At 36.0% G+C, this 20,224-nt stretch carries 18 protein-coding genes and 1 pseudogene; 10 read left to right on the top strand and 9 right to left on the bottom strand.

Features of this window, described 5'->3' with window-relative positions; genetic code table 11:
* Window positions 1-53: 53 nt before the first annotated feature.
* The 5 genes and pseudogenes from RTX21_RS02120 to RTX21_RS02100 all read left to right on the top strand — a co-directional run bounded on the left by RTX21_RS02120 (window position 54) and on the right by RTX21_RS02100 (window position 3,396).
* Complete coding sequence (locus RTX21_RS02120; RefSeq protein ID WP_312765070.1) at window positions 54-509, top strand: DUF1801 domain-containing protein; 456 nt, start codon at window positions 54-56, stop codon at window positions 507-509.
* On the top strand, window positions 487-1,128 hold the full coding sequence (locus RTX21_RS02115) for a YiiX/YebB-like N1pC/P60 family cysteine hydrolase (RefSeq protein ID WP_312765069.1): 642 nt from the start codon (window positions 487-489) through the stop codon (window positions 1,126-1,128). Before RTX21_RS02120 ends, RTX21_RS02115 begins: the two co-directional genes overlap by 23 nt.
* A gap of 76 nt (window positions 1,129-1,204) precedes the next feature.
* Window positions 1,205-2,443, top strand: coding sequence for a pyridoxal phosphate-dependent aminotransferase family protein (locus RTX21_RS02110; RefSeq protein WP_312765068.1), 1,239 nt, complete (start codon window positions 1,205-1,207; stop codon window positions 2,441-2,443).
* Window positions 2,444-2,631: 188 nt separating this feature from the next.
* Window positions 2,632-3,063, top strand: a pseudogene (locus tag RTX21_RS18005) (DUF4395 family protein).
* A gap of 24 nt (window positions 3,064-3,087) precedes the next feature.
* Complete coding sequence (locus tag RTX21_RS02100) at window positions 3,088-3,396, top strand: NIL domain-containing protein (protein WP_312765066.1); 309 nt, start codon at window positions 3,088-3,090, stop codon at window positions 3,394-3,396.
* Here RTX21_RS02100 and RTX21_RS02095 read toward each other — a convergent pair.
* The 6 genes from RTX21_RS02095 to RTX21_RS02070 all read right to left on the bottom strand — a co-directional run bounded on the left by RTX21_RS02095 (window position 3,393) and on the right by RTX21_RS02070 (window position 9,508).
* Complete coding sequence (locus RTX21_RS02095; RefSeq protein WP_312765065.1) at window positions 3,393-4,607, bottom strand: helix-turn-helix transcriptional regulator; 1,215 nt, start codon at window positions 4,605-4,607, stop codon at window positions 3,393-3,395. The genes RTX21_RS02100 and RTX21_RS02095 overlap by 4 nt on opposite strands.
* Before the next feature lie 60 nt (window positions 4,608-4,667).
* Window positions 4,668-6,359, bottom strand: coding sequence for an SBBP repeat-containing protein (locus RTX21_RS02090; protein WP_312765064.1), 1,692 nt, complete (start codon window positions 6,357-6,359; stop codon window positions 4,668-4,670).
* A gap of 172 nt (window positions 6,360-6,531) precedes the next feature.
* Window positions 6,532-7,839, bottom strand: coding sequence for a UDP-N-acetylglucosamine 1-carboxyvinyltransferase (gene murA, locus RTX21_RS02085; RefSeq protein WP_312765063.1), 1,308 nt, complete (start codon window positions 7,837-7,839; stop codon window positions 6,532-6,534).
* Window positions 7,840-8,496 (bottom strand): DUF4290 domain-containing protein, encoded by a 657-nt coding sequence (locus RTX21_RS02080; RefSeq protein ID WP_312765062.1) that lies wholly within the window; start codon window positions 8,494-8,496, stop codon window positions 7,840-7,842.
* Between the two features lie 128 nt (window positions 8,497-8,624).
* Window positions 8,625-9,050: a DUF393 domain-containing protein gene (locus RTX21_RS02075; RefSeq protein WP_312765061.1), complete on the bottom strand. Its 426-nt coding sequence runs from the start codon at window positions 9,048-9,050 to the stop codon at window positions 8,625-8,627.
* On the bottom strand, window positions 9,047-9,508 hold the full coding sequence (locus tag RTX21_RS02070; protein WP_312765060.1) for a heme-binding domain-containing protein: 462 nt from the start codon (window positions 9,506-9,508) through the stop codon (window positions 9,047-9,049). The genes RTX21_RS02075 and RTX21_RS02070 overlap by 4 nt, the downstream gene beginning before the upstream one ends.
* A gap of 197 nt (window positions 9,509-9,705) precedes the next feature.
* Between RTX21_RS02070 and der the strand changes: the two genes are divergently transcribed.
* A complete protein-coding gene (gene der, locus RTX21_RS02065) occupies window positions 9,706-11,013 on the top strand; it encodes a ribosome biogenesis GTPase Der (RefSeq protein ID WP_312765059.1) in 1,308 nt (435 codons plus the stop codon).
* Between the two features lie 101 nt (window positions 11,014-11,114).
* On the top strand, window positions 11,115-11,765 hold the full coding sequence (gene upp / locus RTX21_RS02060; protein WP_312765058.1) for a uracil phosphoribosyltransferase: 651 nt from the start codon (window positions 11,115-11,117) through the stop codon (window positions 11,763-11,765).
* Between the two features lie 63 nt (window positions 11,766-11,828).
* Here the strand turns inward: upp and RTX21_RS02055 are convergent, their stop codons facing one another.
* A complete protein-coding gene (locus tag RTX21_RS02055; protein ID WP_312765057.1) occupies window positions 11,829-12,485 on the bottom strand; it encodes a ComF family protein in 657 nt (218 codons plus the stop codon).
* A gap of 4 nt (window positions 12,486-12,489) precedes the next feature.
* A complete protein-coding gene (locus RTX21_RS02050) occupies window positions 12,490-13,965 on the bottom strand; it encodes an XRE family transcriptional regulator (protein WP_312765056.1) in 1,476 nt (491 codons plus the stop codon).
* 125 nt (window positions 13,966-14,090) lie between these two features.
* Here RTX21_RS02050 and aceB point away from each other — a divergent pair, with 125 nt between their 5' ends.
* Both aceB and aceA read left to right on the top strand, forming a co-directional pair.
* Window positions 14,091-15,665: a malate synthase A gene (aceB, locus tag RTX21_RS02045; protein ID WP_312765055.1), complete on the top strand. Its 1,575-nt coding sequence runs from the start codon at window positions 14,091-14,093 to the stop codon at window positions 15,663-15,665.
* 114 nt (window positions 15,666-15,779) lie between these two features.
* A complete protein-coding gene (gene aceA, locus RTX21_RS02040) occupies window positions 15,780-17,060 on the top strand; it encodes an isocitrate lyase (RefSeq protein WP_312765054.1) in 1,281 nt (426 codons plus the stop codon).
* 260 nt (window positions 17,061-17,320) lie between these two features.
* Here the strand turns inward: aceA and glgP are convergent, their stop codons facing one another.
* Window positions 17,321-18,973, bottom strand: a complete 1,653-nt coding sequence (gene glgP / locus RTX21_RS02035; protein WP_312765053.1) for an alpha-glucan family phosphorylase — start codon at window positions 18,971-18,973, stop codon at window positions 17,321-17,323.
* A gap of 262 nt (window positions 18,974-19,235) precedes the next feature.
* Here glgP and RTX21_RS02030 point away from each other — a divergent pair, with 262 nt between their 5' ends.
* Window positions 19,236-20,015 carry a hypothetical protein gene (locus RTX21_RS02030; protein ID WP_312765052.1) on the top strand — a complete coding sequence of 260 codons (780 nt, stop codon included), beginning with the start codon at window positions 19,236-19,238 and terminating at the stop codon, window positions 20,013-20,015.
* Window positions 20,016-20,224: the final 209 nt, after the last annotated feature.

Raw genomic sequence — 20,224 nt, 5'->3', positions numbered from 1 at the left:
CTTTAATTTTCCAACAAAAAAATTAGTATTTTTGAATTAAAATAAATCCTACAATGCAGATTTTTGTTGATACCGTAGAAGAATATATTTCCCAGATTCCTGAGGAAAGAAGAGAAGCTTTTAGAAAGTTATTGGAGACTGTTGATACTAATCTTCCGAAAGGTTTTCAGCAGACGATGCAATACGGAATGGTCACTTGGGTCGTTCCTATGACAACCTATCCCGCTGGTTATCATTGTGCGAAAGATACGCCTTTGCCTTTCATAAGTGTGGCTTCACAAAAGAACTTTATAGCTTTTTACAATATGGGAATTTATGCTGACCAAAAGATTTTAGATTGGTTTGTGAATGAGTTCCCAAATCATTCCAAAAAGAAATTGGATATGGGAAAATCTTGTATCAGGTTCAAAAAAGTGGAGGATATCACTTATGATTTGTTAGGTGAACTTTGTCAGAAAATATCTGTAGATGCATGGATTACGATTTATGAGAAGAATTATAAAAAGTAATTTAGTTTACGCTATTTTTGCGCTGTTTTTTTTAACAAGCTGCAAAACCTACAACACTTCGATTTTGGAAAACGGCGATTTACTTTTTGTTCCTGCTGTAGAATCTGGATTGTCCGGAGCTATTAATAATGTCACTCAGACAGAGAAGAAAACTTCTTACGACCATATTGGAATCGTTAAAAAAGAAGAGAATCGTCTTTATGTTCTTCACGCAGCGCCAACAGGCGGTTCTCAGAAACAAAAACTTCAATCTTTCCTAAAAGAACAAACCAAATCCGGACAGAAAATTCATGTTTACAGATTGAAATCAGAATTCCAATCATCCATTCCAAATTCAGTTTCAAAGGCTGAGACTTTGATTGGAAAACCTTATAACTTCAATTACATTCTGGATGAAAATTCTTACTACTGTTCAGATTTTGTAGAAAGGGCATTTCGCGACAATCAGATTTTCCAATTGGAACCAATGACCTTTATCGACCCAAAAACCAATCAAACGAATGCGTTTTGGGAAAAGTTCTACCGAGATAAAAACCTGAAAGTTCCGGAAGGCGAGCCTGGTTGTAACCCAAATGGATTGGCAAATTCTAATAAAATTGATAAAATAGGAGAACTTTGATCTATTTTTTAAAATTAATTCATACTGATTTGGTATGAAATTAAAATTATTCTATTTTTGATTCATAAATTATACAATGGATATATTTGATAGAATAGAAAATAACCCGGGTCCACTGGGCGAATACGCAACTTATGCAGATGGAGAATTCATTTTTCCTCAATTGGAAGGAGAGATTTCCACAAAAATGTTTTTCAAAGGACAGGAAATGATAGTTTTCAGCCTCAACAATTATCTCGGTCTTGCCAATCATCCCGAAGTCAGAAAAGTAGATGCGGAAAGTGGACAATCTTACGGTTTGGCTTATCCAATGGGTTCCAGAGCGATGACTGGACAAACAATCCACCATCAGGAACTCGAAAAAGAACTGGCAGAATTTACCCAAAAAGAATCTTCATTATTATTGAATTTCGGTTATCAGGGAATGTTTTCTTTAATTGATACTTTGCTGACGAGAAATGACGTCGTAGTTTATGATTCTGAAAGCCACGCTTGCGCAATCGACGGAATCAAATTACACAGAGGAAAACGTTTCGTTTTCGCTCATAATGATATCGATAGTTTTGAGAAATCGCTTCAGAAAGCTTCAAAGATTACGGCTGAAACCGGCGGAGGAATCTTAGTTCTCACAGAAGGCGTTTTCAGTATGAATGGCGAACAAGGCAAGCTGAAAGAAATCGTTGAATTCAAAAAAAAGTATCCTTTCCGATTAATTGTGGATGATGCGCATGGTCTTGGAGTGATGGGCGAGAATGGAGTAGGAACGGGCGAAGAGCAAGGTGTTCAGGATGATATTGACCTTTATTTTTCTACATTTACAAAGTCGTTTGCTGGCTTCGGCGCTTTTGTTTCCGGAAAGGCAAGTGTCATCAAATATATCAAATACAATATTCGGTCACAGATTTTTGCCAAAGCTTTACCAATTGTAATGGTCATCGGAATCAGGAAAAGATTAGAATTAATAAAACAAAATCCTCAATTCCGAACCCGACTTTGGGAAAATGTTTTCAAAATTCAGAAAGGTTTGAGAGATTTAGGCTTTGATATTGGGAAAACTAATACTTGTATCACGCCGGTTTTCATCAAGGCTGATACTTTGGAAGCGACTTTAATTGTCAAAGAATTGAGAGAAGTTCACGGTATTTTTACAAGCATTGTGGTTTATCCTGTTATTCCAAAAGGATTGGTAATGCTGAGAATTATCCCAACTGCAGAACATTCGGATGAAGAAATCAATCAATTGTTATCAGCTTTCGAAAGTTTGAATAAAGCCAAAGAAAGTCAGCCAATATTAACAAATAATGAATTTGTGTAAATTTAATTCATACTTATTTGGTGGGAATTAAATAATTTATATATTTGCAATGTAATTAAGAAATAATGAAACAGATTTTCTCACAGATGGCGATGATGTGTAATACGAACTGAAGAGTGCGGTGAGAAGGCTATGACATAAAGCTTCATCTTACCGATGGAGCTTTTTTTATTTTAAAAATTTCAAATATGGACCAAACAAAAAAATATTATACAGACGAAAATACCGTAAGACTCACCGCATTTTTTGTGATCGTTGTGGTTTCTGTATCCTTGTTTTTTGGGTTGCCATATTTATTGTTGCTCTTAGTTTTTGATTTTATTATTAGGGCTTCTGGCTTATTATTTTCGCCTTTAGCCCTTTTTTCAAAATCGATTTTAAAAATATCAGGATTAAAGCCTAAACCAATTTTTGCTGCCCCGAAGAGGTTTGCTGCAACCTTGGGTTCAATCTTCACATTGACAATTGTTGTATTGATGCTGACCTGATTTTACAATGTTGCTTTAGGATTTGGATTAATATTGATTCTTCTGGCTGCTTTGGAAAGCTTTTTCAAAATCTGTGTCGGTTGTTATATTTTTCAAATTATCGTTGTACCCATTCAAAATAAACTTAAATAAGTCACCAAATACCAAAATACTACTATGATCTACAAACAAGAAACTACAGGCAAAACTTTTTTCCCGAAATCGACGAAACAAATAATCCTTGAAATAGAACTGAACGGGAAAATCAGATTCGATATTTTACTTTACACGATTTACAATCACTACAACGTGAGTTACAAAATCGTAAATGCTAATATCGAATATCTGAACGGAAGCAACTTCGGGCAGGTTAAACTGCTTTTAAACATTACACAAGACCAAATCGAGAAGATAGAAAACTATCTGAGAGAATATAAATTACTGAGCAGCAGAATAGATGTTCTACAAAAAAAGGAAGCTTCTTAAACAGCTTCCTTTTTTATTTTATCTTTTTTAATGAACTCGGAGGGAGATATACCAATTTTTTGTTTGAAGATTCTATAAAAGCTGGCTTTAGATTGGAAACCACAATCATTTGCAATGGACATTATCGTGAATTTTGACGAGTCACCTTCTTCAAATCTCTTGATGACTTCTGCGATTCTATGATCATTAATTAAATTATAGAAATTGGTATTCAGGTGTTGATTCAAAAGCTCTGATAATTTTTTGTTGGAAATACCAATGCTGTCGGATAAGTCTGTTAGATTCAGTTCATCATTCAAAAATATTTTATCAACCTCCAAAACTTTGTTCAGTTTTTCTTTGATGGAATCTATCTCATCTTTTGAAAAAATATCCAGTTGTTTGATTGATGAGTTCTTTTCTGGACTTTCAACAGCTTGATCAAGTTGATAATTGGGTTGGTTAGCATTATTTATTATATTATCATTTTCAATTTTTTGTAATAAGAAATCAGGCATAAGTATCCTGGACTGGAACATCCCTTTGTAACCCAGATACAAGTAGAATCCAACAAACAGAAAGGCAATGATCGTCCCGATATTCCAAGGGATCTCAGGAAAAAACATTTCATAGATCGTACAAAAAGAATCAATCGTTATTATGGTGAAAAGTCCTATTATAAACTGTCTGTACCAACTAAGGTCATTTTTTTCCAACATAGAATAGTTCTCTTCGAAAACATTTTTGAGTTTTGCAAAGAAATTGAGCGTAATAATGATGTAGGTTGCTAAAAATCCATTTTCCAATAGATTAAAATAAGGTTCTATTCTTAGATAAAAATGATGGAATGGTGTAAGGTAATCCGTAGCCATTGCTACAGACAATGGAATATTAAAACATACAAATATGATAAAAAAAGGAATAAGATTCTTAAGAAGTGGTCGTATGATTTTCTTTTCTGGAAGGACAAGGGATTTGAGTAAAAATAATATTACAGGTCCCAACAAGTATCCAACTCCGTGACCAAAGAATACAGCAATAGCACCAATTAAATGCGAACGATGCAAATAGCCGTAATAATATAATAGAAAGAAAAAAGCGTTGCTGAATAGGACAATAAGCAGAACCCGAGTAATATCTTTACCGGATTTTATCAGGAAAAAAATCAATAAAAAAATAAAAAACATTCCAGCAATCAAACCGAAGTCAATGAGCATCTCCCAACTTTCCATACCGAAAATTAGAAAAAGTACAAGACTTTTGCAAATTTGATTACCAGAATTTAATAAAATTTAATTTTTGATAATTTTTGTTTGATATTGGTTGCCGATCTTTAATATATAGTTTCCTTTTGGAAGAAGATTGATTTTTATCTCTTGCTTGCTGTCCAAAGTTCCTGTTGATATTTCTCTACCAACCATGTCGTATATAATGTATTTGTTACCAGATAGTTGATTTTTTGAGTTTAAATAAATTATATCTGATGAAGGATTCGGATAGATCAACAAATCAGTTTTTGAATTTATATCTTCGACATTCAGATTCGTATTATTAAGTTTTACAACATAAGAATCTCTGTAGCCTCTTGAAAATACATAATAACTCCCATTTCCTGTCGGGTCAATATTTGCAAGGTCAGTAAATGCACCTCCGATATACAGGTTTTCATCAGCGTCCATGGCTGCGCAATGTGTATCGATAAAGTTGGAGCCAGCAAATAACTTCGCATCAACAAATTTACCCTGCGAGTCTAATTTTGCAACAAATGCGTTCATAAAGTGGTCTGTGTTCTGTTCCAATTCGAGATTGTCAAATTTTACATTACCAGCAATATATCCAGTTATAAAAGTCTCTTGATTTTTGTTGATAACAATACCATAACCAAGTGACGAAGCTTCTTCTGTGCTTGGTTTCGGATAATTTGCCCAGACCAATTTTCCATCATTGCCAACTTTGAACACAAATCCGGTGAGCATATTCTCGGAAGTGAATGTATATTGTCCATTATGTTGAACATCAGGACCAAAATCTATACTTCCTCCGAAATATCCTGAAACATAGGCATTGCCATTTTCATCTATGCTAAGATTTGTAGGCGTAGTTCCAGTAGAAGAGTTGAGGCTTTTTGTAGTTGTTACATTGACGAAATTTCCAGACAGGTCTAATTTTAGAAGATAGGCATCAAAACCAAGGGCTGTTATATTATGGCTTTGTGTGCTACTAGGATCAAAGTCAGTAGTTTTTTTGAAATTTCCCAATGCATAAAGATTATTGTTGTGCAATTTCATATCCATTGGTGTTGTCATAAAACCGCCAATTGTTTTTATCCAAGAGAGACTTCCGTTATCTGATAATTTTATAAAAAATGAATCTACCAGTCCACTAGGATTAAGAATGTTTTCGGATTCGGATGGGTCAAAATCGACAGCGCCGGAAAAATACCCGGCAAGATAAACCTCTCCATTGGATGCAACTTGTATAGCGCTTGTTTCTTCATAACCTTCACCTCCGATTCCTTTTACCCACAGAAAATTTCCACTCGAATTTAATTTTAACACAAAGATATCCTGTGCGCCTTTTGATGTTAAATTTTGGGCAGTTCCATTTGGGTTGAAATTCACTGTCTCCTGAAAAATACCTGTAATATAAACGTTGCCATTAGAGTCTACAGTTATTGCTGTTCCATAATCATCGGCGGTACCTCCTATACCTTTTACCCAAAGTAATTCCCCGTTTGGAGAAGTTTTGGAAATGAAAATATCGAACATTCCTTTGGAAGCAATTTCGGTTTGTTGCAATTCTTCTCCGAAAATACAATAGTCAGTAAAGTATCCGGTTGCATAGGAGTTGCCTTGCGCATCTACAGCCAAAGAACGGATGACATCTTCACCTTCTCCTCCTAATCTTTTGCCCCAAGAAAACTCTTGTGCATTACTTTGAAAGAACCATAAAAGAACTGTAATAAAATAGAATAGTTTTCTCATATCCAATTGATTGTTTTAATTATTTGAACAAAATAAGTGAGAAATATCGTAGTAAAGTTCTTATTGGAAGCAGTGAGACAACAATAACAAACCTTTTTTCAAGCATTAATAATGCAAGTTTGAAAAAAAAACAGACATAAAAAAAGCGTTCATAAATTTGAACGCTTGATTTTTATATTCTTCTGATGTCAGCTCCAATGGCTCTCAATCTTTCGTCGATATTTTCATAACCACGATCGATTTGTTCGATGTTTTGAATGATTGATTTTCCTTCTGCGGAAAGCGCAGCGATCAAAAGTGCATTTCCGGCTCGGATATCCGGTGATATCATTGTGGTACCTCTAAGTGGTGTTTCCTGATTCATACCGATTACAGTAGCTCTATGCGGATCACAAAGAATGATTTGTGCGCCCATATCAATCAATTTGTCTACAAAGAACAATCTGCTTTCGAACATCTTCTGATGGATCAAAACGGAACCTTTTGCCTGAGTAGCTACAACTAAAATAATTGATAACAAATCTGGTGTAAACCCTGGCCAAGGCGCATCTGAAACGGTTAATATAGAACCATCGATAAATTTCTGTACTTTATAATTTTCCTGAGAAGGGATGTAGATATCATCACCTCTCTGTTCCAACTCTATTCCTAATTTTCTGAAAGTGTTTGGAATAACACCCAACTGATTCCAGTTCACATTTTTGATGGTGATCTCGGATTTTGTCATTGCTGCCAATCCGATCCAAGAACCTATTTCTACCATATCCGGAAGCATTGTGTGTTCAGTTCCGTGTAGTTTGTCAACACCTTCAATGGTCAGTAAGTTTGAACCAATTCCGGAAATGTTAGCGCCCATTCTGTTCAGCATTTTGCATAATTGCTGAAGATATGGCTCGCAAGCGGCGTTATAGATCCTGGTTTTTCCTTTTGCTAAAACAGCTGCCATCACAATATTGGCAGTTCCGGTCACCGAAGCTTCCTCCAAAAGGATGAATTTCCCGTTCAGTTCTTTTGCTGTTAAAGAGTAGAAAGCTTCTTCCTCATCATAAGAAAATTCAGCACCCAATTCTACAAAACCTTGGAAGTGCGTATCTAAACGTCTTCTTCCTATTTTGTCTCCACCTGGCGTTGGCAAATATGCTTCACCAAATCTCGCCAACATCGGACCTAAGATCATTACAGAGCCTCTTAGTTTAGCACCATCTTTTTTGAATTCTTTAGATTTTATATAATCGAAGTTAACTTCATCTGCTTTGAAAGTGTAATCGCCTTTGCCGTTTTTGGTCACTTTGACGTTGAAGTCCTGAAGAATCTCAATCAACTTATTCACATCCTTGATATCTGGGATGTTTGTGATTCTAACCTCATCTTCTGTAAGCAAAACTGCACAAAGAATCTGCAAAGCTTCGTTCTTCGCACCTTGGGGCGTGATCTCTCCGCCCAATTTCTTTCCTCCTCTTATTTCGAAAGCACCGTCCATTTATCTTCTTTTATTTTTATGATTTTGGAAATTGTTTTTCCTGTTATTATTGTTATTATGGTTTTGATTTCTGTTGTTATTTCTATTATTATTGTTCCTGTTGGTCGCATAATAGATCTTGCTTTTGTCCAGAGAGTCCAATCCTGTTAGGTCCAATCGATTTTTAGAAAGTTCTTTCAGATGTCTGAAGATCACATCATCCTGCACGTGCTCTTTGTTGTACACGTTGTAAGACTTTTTCATATTGTTGGCTATCACCTGGATCAGCGCATCTTTCTCATCGCCTTCTTCCAGAGCAATTGCAGTTTCTATCAGTTGCAGAATACTTTTTCCGTAGAATTTATAATCATTTTCCAAAGATGGATAATCCATTTTCCTTGGTTTTGTGATAAGGTCTTCTGCGGAAAGAATAGGATAAGGAGAATCTACATCCAAATTGTGGTCTGCAAGGATGAAAAGATGGTCCCAAAGTTTGTGTTTGTAATTTTCTTCATCGCGAAGATGTGGGTTTCTTTGTCCCATAAATTCAACGATTGCAAGCGCCATTTCATTTCTTTCCTCTTTTGTAGCAAGCGTTTTGCAATGCTCAACGAGTTGCTGTATATTGCGCCCATATTCGGGCATTAGTAGTTGTGTTCTGTCGGTATTATATTCCATAATATTGCAAATATAAAACATTTCACGCTCAAAGATTGAAATTCAAAATCGAGTGTGTATATTTTTCTTTTAACTGTGTTGACTTACTTTGTCAGGCTGAGGTTCTCGAAGCTTTTTTTGTATTAAATTTATTTTTCAATAAATTTTCTTCTCTGTTCAGCATTCGGAAGAAAACATTTGTTCTCCGCCAATTTCTTTCTATTTCTAGAAACCAAATTATAAAACTGATTTCCTATAAAATCAGGAATTACTTTTCCAATCGAAGCGAGCGAATAGATTCCGCCAACTTCTGTGGCAATTTTCAGGATTGCCTGATATCTGGACAAATAAAAACTCTCGGGTTTCCAAAGGTAAAGCGTGTCAAAAATTTGATTCGGAAGATTTCTTTCAGTTAAAAATTTTTGTCCAAATTCTGACTGAAGAGATGAAAACAGAAATTTATCATTTTTGTCTCGTTCCAAAATCCACTGTACCCAATGATTGCAAAATCCACATTCGCCATCATAAAAAACAATGAATTTATCTTTCAAACTAACTGAGATTTCTGTCGTCATAATCTATTCGTTTCCTGGATTTGTTTCTGAACCATTCTGAAATAATTGATCAATTGTTTTCTTTGTTCATCGGATAATTTGGCGTCAGAATGTCCCAATGTATAACTTTCCAAAGGCATTTTTTTCTGCTCCACATATTCTGCGGCTTCATCCAGTTTGTGCACTTGTCGTTTCGGTTCGTATATTGCAAATGTAGAAAAATTTAGTTCCTTCCTACCTTCATCAATATGATTTTTCAATAACCAACCCGCTGGCTGAATGTAACTATAAGCTGGATACTTGGTTTCGTTGGAATGGCAATCGTAACAAGAATTTCTGATGATTTTTGCAATCGGCTCAGGTGTATTTTTAATTTTCAGAAAATCCATTCCTTGATTAGTAGTAGGATTTGTTTTATCAATTGGGAAAAATTGAATGATAATAAAAGCCATCAAAAGAACAATTAATACTTTTTTCATAGTTTGATTTTAAATTGATAATTGCAAAAAGCTTTCCAATTATTTATTGTCAATGTCTAAAAAACTTGACCTTTTAACTCTCATCCAAAATCCGTACATTTGCAAAAATTTTGGGCTTCGAAAGTCGAAGTAACCCATTCTTAATCAAGTCTTACGCTCATTAATCTAAACTTGAGCTGAGACCAAGAAACAAATTTATGTCAAATATTGTCGCAATTGTTGGGCGTCCCAACGTAGGAAAATCCACATTATTTAACCGATTATTAGAAAGGAGAGAAGCTATTGTTGATTCTACTGCTGGTGTTACACGTGATCGTCATTACGGAAAATCTGACTGGAACGGTGTCGATTTCACAGTGATCGATACAGGCGGTTATGATGTTGGAACGGAAGATGTCTTCGAGATGGAAATCCGTAAACAAGTTCAGTTGGCTGTGGATGAAGCTACTTCTATCATCTTTATGGTAAATGTAGAAGAAGGCCTTACGGACACTGACCAAGAAATCTATGAATTATTAAGAAAAGCCAACAAACCTTTGTATCTGGTTGTAAATAAAGTGGATTCTTCCAAAGAGGAATTGCCTGCAACTGAGTTCTACCAATTGGGCGTTGAAAAATATTATACTTTATCCTCTGCAACAGGTTCCGGAACTGGAGAATTGTTGGATGATGTCGTGAACGATTTCCCAACAACAGATTACAAAGACCCTTTCGAAGGTTTGCCAAAAATCACAATCGCTGGTCGTCCAAACGTAGGGAAATCTACAATGACGAATGCTTTGCTCGATGTTGAAAGGAATATCGTAACAGACATCGCCGGAACCACGAGAGATAGTATTCAGACTTTATACAACAAATTCGGACACGAGTTTGTGCTGGTAGATACGGCTGGAATGAGAAGAAAATCTAAGGTTAACGAGGATCTGGAATTCTATTCCGTGATGCGTTCTATCCGTTCTATTGAGTATTCTGATGTTGTGATACTGATGGTTGATGCCACTTTAGGTTGGGAATCTCAGGATATGAATATCTTCGGATTGGCTCAGAAAAACAGAAAAGGAATTGTGATTGTGGTGAACAAATGGGACCTTGTAGAAAAGGAAACCAATACGATGAGAGATTTCGAAGCGGCTATTAAACATAAAATCGGTCAGTTTACAGATATTCCAATTCTTTTCGTTTCTGCTTTGACAAAACAAAGAATCCTGAAAGCCGTAGAAATGGCAATGGAAGTTTATGAAGCAAGATCTAAAAAAATCAAAACTTCTAAACTGAATGAAGTGATGCTTCCTGTTTTCGAAGCATTGCCGCCACCAGCGATAAAAGGAAAATACGTGAAAATCAAATATTGTGTGCAGTTGCCAACGCCGTCACCACAATTTGTATTTTTCTGCAACCTTCCACAATATGTGAAAGAGCCTTACAAGCGTTTCACGGAAAATCAATTGAGAAAACACTTTGGCTTTACAGGTGTTCCGATTGAAATTTACTTTAGACAAAAATAAACGTTCAACCCTTTCGGAGTTTTAAACTCTGAAAGGGTTTTTTATAATAATTTAATGATTTTATAATTAAATTTAGAATCTAGTAATCATCACAACAAACTATGTTAACTATACTTTCAGAAAACTTCTCGCTTGTCAATTCCTGGATCAATGACCTTCGAAATGTAGAAGTTCAGCAAGACCGAATGAAATTCCGCAGAAATATGGAAAGAGTCGGAGAAATTGCCGCTTTCGAGATCAGTAAAACGCTCGACCAAAAAGAGATTGAGATTACCACACCTCTTGATAAAATAACTGTTAAAGAAATCGAAATGCAACCGGTTATCACAACTATTTTGAGAGCTGGAGTTCCATTGTTTCAAGGAATTTTGAATTACTTTGACAAAGCAGATTGTGGTTTTGTAGCAGCTTACAGAAAGCACGATGCGAACGATTATTTCTCTATCAAACAAGACTATTTGACTTGCCCGAAATTAGACGGTCGTCCATTGATTGTTGCTGACCCGATGTTGGCAACCGGTGCATCTCTGATTGAAGCTATCAAAGATTTGTTGACCAACGGAAAACCGACTTCTATTCACATCGTTGCCGCAATTGCAAGCAGGCAAGGTGTTGAAACGATTCAGAATGCTTATCCTGATGCAAAAATATGGATTGGTGCTTTGGACGAAAACTTAACTTCAAAAGGTTATATCACGCCAGGTTTGGGAGATGCAGGTGATTTATCTTACGGAGAAAAACTCCAAAGATAGATATGGAAATATAAATGATAGTCGATAATTGATTATCCATCATCCATCATTTATCATTCATTGTTACACGTCCATCGCCATCACAAGAATACTGATTTTTACATTCTTGGAATTATTGAGGATTTCCCAAGCGATATTTGACATTGTATTTCCGGTAGTGTAAACGTCATCAATCAAAAGAATATGCTTATCATTGATATTTTCTGTCAGTTGGTAAGCATTTTTTGTTTTTAGTCTTTCACTTTGATTTTTTTTGGCTTGAGCTCTGGAATGTTTGATTCTTTTCAGCAAAATGTGATTAACAGGGATATTGTAATGTTTTGATAATTCATTTCCAAAAAGATGAAGTTGATTATAACCGCGTTGTTTTAATTTTTTATAATGAAGCGGAACTGTAACCAGCAAATCCGGTTTTTCATTATTAAAATCGATTCGTTCGGTTATCCAATTGGCTAAGATTTTTCCGATTTTTTCTCTGTGATTGTATTTTAATTGATGAACAATTCTCTGTGCAAGACTTTCTTTTTCATAATATAATAAGGAGAAAGCATTTTCAACAGGAATCAATAATGATGCTTTTTCTGTCAAGGAATTATTCTCAAAGAACTGATGATTGGAGAAATTAACCTTATCCAGACACAATTCGCAAACGACATCTCTTTTATCAATCAGCTGATTGCAATCCAGACAACGATTCGGGAAAAGAAAGTCGAAAATCATTGTCCTAAATTAATGATTTTCTGATTTTCTCAATCGATTTTTTCATATCTAGATTAAATTGCTCTTTTTCCAATCTTGTCGGTGGCGCTTGTCTCACTTCACAATTCTGAATGCTACAGCTTTCACAGGTCACACCGACTTCAATCGTTTTTAATGCGGAAGATTTGGCAAAATTCAGTTTTTTAATCGTTTGATTATTGAGTAAAATTCCCAAGCAATAGCTTCTGTTGCTTCCATCAGAAAAAGGATTTTTCTGTGAAGTGGAAATCACGAGATAACTCACGCCTTGGTCTTTGTAATGCGAGATTTGAGCATCGGTCAAAGTTTCATTTTCCTTAAGATGATGCAGGTTTTTCACAGCAATCCATCGTCTGCAGTAATGTTCGTTGGTTGCGTTGGAATGTGGTGCTTGCTGATGATTGAGATGCAATTCTTTCAAGATTTGAATTTTATCCGAATCGTCTTTTTTAACAAAACACAAGTAAAACAAATCCCTGATTCCAAATTCAGACGTCAAAACATTCGTTAATCGATAATAAAATGTTTCCGGCGAATCTGTGAAATGATTGATCAATGCTTTAAAATTCTGAGAATCCCATTGTTTTTGGTCGAAAAAGTCCGAGGTTTTTTCAATCAGTTCTTTTTTCGAGATCAAGAAACAACCTGCAAAATAGGAAGCGTAAAAATTATTAAGAATTTCCTCAAAGCTTCCGAAATCCAGCCAGGAATAAGTATTTGGCCTGGGATTCAGTTTCAAAACATTGAAACCGATTTCTTTGGCCAGAATAAAGGTTTTTTGATTACAATCCAATCGTTCATTCAAAAGCAATAATTTCTTTTCCGGAATATATAATGAACGAAGTTTGTTCAAAGCATAATCTCCCGAAAAATCCTTTGACTGAATATTATAACCGAATTTTTCTTTCAATAAGTTTTCAAGGATTTCGGTCTTGATATTTTTATTGAGTTCCAGTTGATTTTCATTCGCAAACTGAATCGCTTTTTCCTCAACTTCCGGAAAATAATTATCATACAATTCCTGAAAAGAACGCATCACTGCAAAATAAAATCGCTCTTTTCCAAGGTTGTAATTCTGAGAAATTTCAATTAATGCATTGATGAAAGCGGTTACTTTTTTCGGAGCATCGCTAATGATGCTGATGAGGTTGTTCTTGTTGATTCCAAACAAATCCAACGGGATTTCCTTAAAAAAATCCGATTGCAAAACATCATTGATTGGTGTCAGGCTTTTATCCAGTTTGGTCGAAACCAAATCATCAAAAGTGCAATTCAAAGCTTCTGATAACTGTATGATTTTGTCGTGTTTTGGATACTTTTTTCCATTTTCTATTTCGTTGAGATAGGATTTGGAAAGTCCGGTTTTGGTTGCAAGGTCTTGCAGAGACCAGTTTTTTTTCTGTCTCTGTTGTTTCAGTTTTAGTCCAAAAACCACGCGTATATAGTCGCTCTCTGCAATCATAGAATCAAAGATAAATATTAAAGCGATTATCCGCATAATAATTTTTATAAAAATTTAGCGAACGTTCGCTAATTGTGAAAATCTTTTTTATATATTTGTCAAACCAAATCACAAAATATTTTATTATGGAAACGATGAGCCAACTAACGATTTCCCCAAATGCTAAGTTTCAAGAGGTTTTTACCGATGAATTAATCGAATTTTTAATCAAACTTCACAGGAATTTCAATCATACGAGAATTGAATTATTAGAAGAAAGAAAAAAGACACAATTGAGATTTGATTCGGGTGAATTGCCATCTTTTCCTTCAGAAACAATTCATATCCGAAATGGAGAATGGACCTGCGCAGAAACGCCGAAAGATTTGTTGGATAGGAGAGTGGAAATCACAGGCCCGGTTGATAGAAAAATGATTGTTAATGCGCTCAATTCTGGCGCTAATACTTTTATGGCGGATTTTGAAGACAGCAATTCTCCGACTTGGGAAAATTGCATCCAAGGGCAGGTCAATCTAACGGATGCTATCAATAGAAACATTGATTTTACCAATGAACAAGGCAAATCTTACAAACTGAATGATGAGATTGCAACATTGATCGTTCGTCCGAGAGGTTTGCATTTATCAGAAAAAAATATTGAAATAGAGGGCAAAAACACATCGGGTTCTTTGGTGGATTTTGGAATTTACTTTTTCAGAAATGCTAAATCTTTGGTTGAAAAAGGAACTGCACCATATTTCTACCTTCCGAAATTGGAACATTACAACGAAGCGCGTTGGTGGAATGATGTTTTCATATTTGCGCAGAATTATCTTGAAATTCCTCAAGGAACAATCAAAGCGACTGTTTTGATTGAAACCATTACGGCTTCCTTCCAATTGGACGAGATCCTTTTTGAACTGAAAAATCACAGTTCAGGACTCAACTGTGGGCGTTGGGACTATATATTTTCTTATATCAAAAAATTCAGAAATCAAGCTCAGTTTTTAGTTCCGGACAGAGACCAAGTGACGATGACTTCACCTTTTATGAGTGCTTATTCCAAAAGGGTGATTGAGGTTTGCCACAAAAGAAATGTCCACGCAATGGGTGGGATGGCGGCGCAAATTCCGGTGAAAAATGATGATGAAGCGAATGAATTGGCTTTCGAAAAAGTTAGAAATGATAAGGAAAGGGAGGTTCGAAATGGTCACGATGGAACTTGGGTGGCACATCCAGCTTTGGTTTCGGTAGCAAAGGAAATCTTTGACCAATATATGCCGGAGAAAAACCAGATCGATAAAAAGTTTGACCACAAAATAAAAGAATCCGAATTGCTGGAAGTTCCTGCCGGAACAATCACAGAAAATGGTGTTAGAAAAAACATCAACGTCGGAATCCTCTACATTGAATCTTGGTTAATGGGTGTTGGAGCAGCTGCACTTTACGATCTGATGGAAGATGCGGCAACTGCTGAGATTTCCAGAACTCAGGTTTGGCAATGGCTTCAACACGGAGTTGTTCTGGATGATGAAAGAACTTTAACAAGAGAATTGGTTCTCCAATGGGAAAAAGAAGAGCTTTCCAGGATCAAAAAATATGTGGGAGAAGAACGATTTGCTAAAGGTAAATTCAATCTTGCAAAAGAACTCTTCAATGAGTTGATATTCTGCGACAAGTTCGAGGAATTCCTCACTTTGAAAGCATATCCATTTATTTAAAGAAACAAGAATAAAGAACAAAGATTAAAGACTGAAGGTTTAATAATGAAATCTTGAGTCTGGAATCTTATATCTAAAATCTAAAAATAAAATCACACCAAATCACCAAATATTATGAAAACAAAACAAGAACAAATCCAGGCCTTGGAAAAAGACTGGCTGACGAATCCTCGATGGATTGGCGTTGCAAGACCTTACACAGCAGAAGATGTGCTGAAACTGAGAGGTTCTTACAAACTGGATTACACGATTGCGAACGAGATGTCTCAAAAACTTTGGGATAAACTCAATAACCAAGACTGGGTTGCCGGACTTGGAGCACTGACTGGAAATCAGGCTGTGCAGGAAGTGGATGCAGGACTGGAAGCTATTTATCTATCAGGTTGGCAAGTGGCTGCAGATGCGAATCTTTCTGGCGAAATGTATCCGGACCAATCTCTTTATCCCGCGAATTCAGTTCCGTCTGTGGTTAAGAAAATTAATAACGCATTGCTGAGAGCAGACCAAATACAATCGGTGAACGGAGGTGGAGAAAAAGAATATCTTGTTCCAATTGTTGCCGATGCAGAAGCTGGATTTGGAGGAAATCTGAATGCATTTGAATTAATGAAACAAATGATTGAAGCTGGTGCGGCAGGTGTTCATTTCGAAGACCAATTGTCTTCTGCTAAAAAATGCGGACATCTAGGTGGAAAGGTTTTGGTTCCGACTCAGGAGGCGATCAATAAACTGATTGCTGCTAGATTAGCGGCGGATGTTTGCGGTGTTCCGTCTGTGATTGTTGCGAGAACTGATGCGGATGCGGCAGATTTACTGACTTCTGATATCGATGACAGAGATAAAAAATTTGTGACGGGAGAAAGAACTTCAGAAGGTTTTTATGTGGTAAATAATGGAGTAGAACAAGGTATTGACAGAGGTCTGTCTTATGCGCCTTACGCTGATCTGATCTGGATGGAAACTTCTAATCCGGATCTGGAATATGCAAGACGATTTGCGGAAGGAATTCACGCTAAATTTCCAAACAAAATGCTGGCGTATAATTGCTCGCCTTCTTTTAATTGGGCCGCAAAATTAACCGTTGAAGAAATGGAAAACTTCCGTGAAGAACTGGCGAAAATGGGATATAAATTCCAGTTCATTACTTTGGCAGGTTTCCATGCTTTGAATACTGCAATGTTTGAGTTGGCTTATGCTTACAAAGAAAGAGGAATGGCAGGTTATTCCGAATTGCAGGAGAGGGAATTTGCGCTTCAGTCCAAGGGTTTCCGTGCTGTGAAACATCAGAGTTTTGTTGGAACAGGTTATTTTGATGAAATCCAGAATGTGGTTACCAATGGTAAATCTGCGACGGTAGCAATGAGAGATTCTACAGAAACAGCGCAATTTCATTAAAATAAACACTTAAGTTTTGAAATGATAACCATAAAAGCCATATAAGAACAATTAAGTTTTTTTTGAAAGTCCTGATTTTCAACTCAAGTGAGCTTAGTGGTGAGTATTATGATTCTAAAGTGACTCAAGTGTTTTATCAACTCAAATTTCATTAAGGCTCATAATCCATATTATAATTGTTGAATTTCGAAATATGTCAACAAAAACTCCTGATTTCTTTGAAATCAGGGGTTTGAATTGTATTAGGAATAAAAAGATAATTAATACAACAGCTTGTAATATTCATCCGCCATTCTATCACTTCCGAACTGGAATTTAACATCATCCATTGCTGTCTGTACGATCTTTCTCCATTGGTTTGGATTTTCGTAGTAGGTTGGGATGATCTGGTTTTCCAAAACATCGTATAGATTATTAAGGTCAAATTGGTCTTGCTCTACTTGTGGCCAATGGTTGTAATCTGCCTGTGGAACTACAAAGGAGTTTTCTCCATTTTTTGCAAACTCAGGAATCCAGCCGTCATCTGTGGAAAGATTTACAGAACCGTTCATAGAGGCCGTCATTCCACTTGTTCCAGATGCTTCTCTTGGAACTCTTGGATTGTTCAGCCAGATGTCAGAGCCTTGTTTCAGAGATTTGCTCAATGATAATTCGTAACCTGTAAGAACGGCCATATTTTTATGATTCTTGCTTTCCTCAACCAGATTGTTGAATGTGGAAATTGCGCCATAATCCATCGGATAAGGTTTACCTGCCCAGATGATCTGTACCGGATATTTGCTGTTCTCCAGCATCTTTCTAAAACGCTCTTTGTCTGCTAAAAGAAGGTCCGCCCTTTTATAACCGGCGAAACGTCTTGCCCAGACAATCGTCAATACATTAGGGTCGAAGATCTTTCCTGTCTGATCCGCAACGATCTTGAATGTTCTTTTCTTAAGATGTTTTTTTCTGTAATCGAAAAGTGCATTGTCGCTTTCATCTTTGGAATCGTATAAAGGTTTATCAGCCCAGTATTTGAATTCCTGGGCGTTTGTAATAGATTTGATTTCACAGATTCCCGGATATTTGCTCCACATTTCTCTGGAAACAACACCGTGAAGTTGAGAAACGCCATTGGAAATTCTTGACATTCTCAAAGCGCAAAGCGAGTGATTGAAACGGTCATCATTTACACCTTCTATATTTTTAACCTCATCGATTGTTAATCCGCAGAAATATGACATATCGTGGCAAAGGTGGATATTGTGTTTCTCATTTCCTGCTTCTTCTGGCGTATGCGTTGTGAAAACTAGTTTTTCTTTCACTTTAGAAAGGTCTCCGCCATATTTTCTCAAAAGGTAAAATGCGGCGGGTAGTCCGTGTGCCTCATTCAAATGATAAATGTCCCTTTCGAAATTCATCTCATCCAACAATTTTGCGCCGCCTTTCCCTAAAAGGATGTATTGTGCCAACTTTGTTGATTCATTTGCGTCATATAATCTGTGAGATATTGTCTTTGAAAGATGGTCGTTTTCCGGCACGTCTGTACTTAGGAAAAACATTGGACAAGTTTTGAATGTTTCAGGATTCAGATACCAAACTTTTACCCAAACCGGAGCGTTATGGATCTCGATTTGAAATTTGATGCCAGTATCTTCCAGGAAACTGTACATCTTTTTTGTCCAGATCGGGTTCAGGGTTTGGTCGGCATTTCTGCTTTGATCATAGTAGCCATATTTCCATAGGATTCCGATTCCTACAAAATCTTGTTTTAAATTATAGGCGCTTCTCATGTGCGATCCTGCCAGAAAGCCAAGTCCACCGCTGTAGATCTTGAGTGCTTGGTCTATGGCGAATTCCATGGAGAAATATGCTGTTCTTTTGGAGTAGTTTGGATTGATGCTGTAAGGCATCTTAAAATTTTTGAAATCCATAGTTCTTTTATATATTTTAAGGTCTTGTCTATAAGGTTGCAAATATAAGAATTAGTTTTTTTGCGGTGGTCTAAGTGTTGTAAAGTCATAAAATTATAACATTAAAGAGGTTCTTTGTGCTTTATTGCTTTATTCTGAAAATTTAATTTGTGTCTTTTTACTTTATGTATTATCTCTTTATTGTTAATTTTAATTAATATAAATATTTTGTAATCAATTATTTACTAACTTAGAACAGGTTTAATTTCTAAAAGGGAATGTTATGATCTTTTGCGAGGACCTTAATAAAAATCTGGAGATCTGCGTGGCTTCTAAAAATATGAAGACGGATGATCTTGTCAAATGGTATGATTCCATTGGCAAGGCCAATCTGCATGAGCGCGAAGAATATCAGAAAAAAACCGAATTGCTTTTGCTGAATACCTTATTCAGTCATTTTCCGGAAATGGAAATTGAAAACCTGACTGGAGAGAGCCCTGATTTTATCATCAATTATAAAGGAAAGCAGATCGGGGTGGAGGTTTCGGAGATCATCAACCATTTTGAGTTGAAGAAAAAGGAGAGTTATATAAATCATATCTTTCGTACGGTGGAAAATCTGTTGTCCGAGTATAAAAGTCTCTACGGTATCTATCATCTCAATATCGATTACTTCCAGGACGATTTTTACCAACAGCCTGAGCAATTGATCAAAGAGATCTCGTCAGCAATTACCAATAATAAGAGAACTAAGTTTGTCAGATCCATAAGAAGAACGCCTCATCATAAAGGCGTTCTTTTGTTTTTAGAATATAATCTGTCTTTGTTTGATGAGCTTCATTCTGACAAGATTCTGGAAGTCATCGAAAAGAAGAATTCCAAATATCCTCTCTATAATAGTAAGGCTAAGGAGTGTTGGCTGATCCTGGTTTCCAACATGTACAATATCGCTTCAAGGTATAGTTATATCAATGGTAAAGAAGCACTCAGAACGGTTAAAAGTCCGTTCGCGAAAATCCTGCATATTGAGAATCTTCATAGCCAGATGATGGTGATCAAGTGAGGTTTATAGATTCATAATTCCATTGGTTATTCGAAAATTTTTAAATTATATAATGACTTTGTGCTTCATCTTGTTTTTGTGTGAAAGTAAGTTTGTTTGCGGTCAATGATTAATCATTTATTCTTAAACTCAAGGTTAAGTGTTTGTGAAATTTTGGAAAAACTATTTTCTTGAATATGGATTAATTGGTATTCTCTTTAGGGAGAAAA

This window comes from Epilithonimonas sp., assembly GCF_032054305.1.
Classification (GTDB): Bacteria; Bacteroidota; Bacteroidia; order Flavobacteriales; family Weeksellaceae; genus Epilithonimonas.
This window is presented reverse-complemented; position numbering and strand designations above follow the sequence as displayed.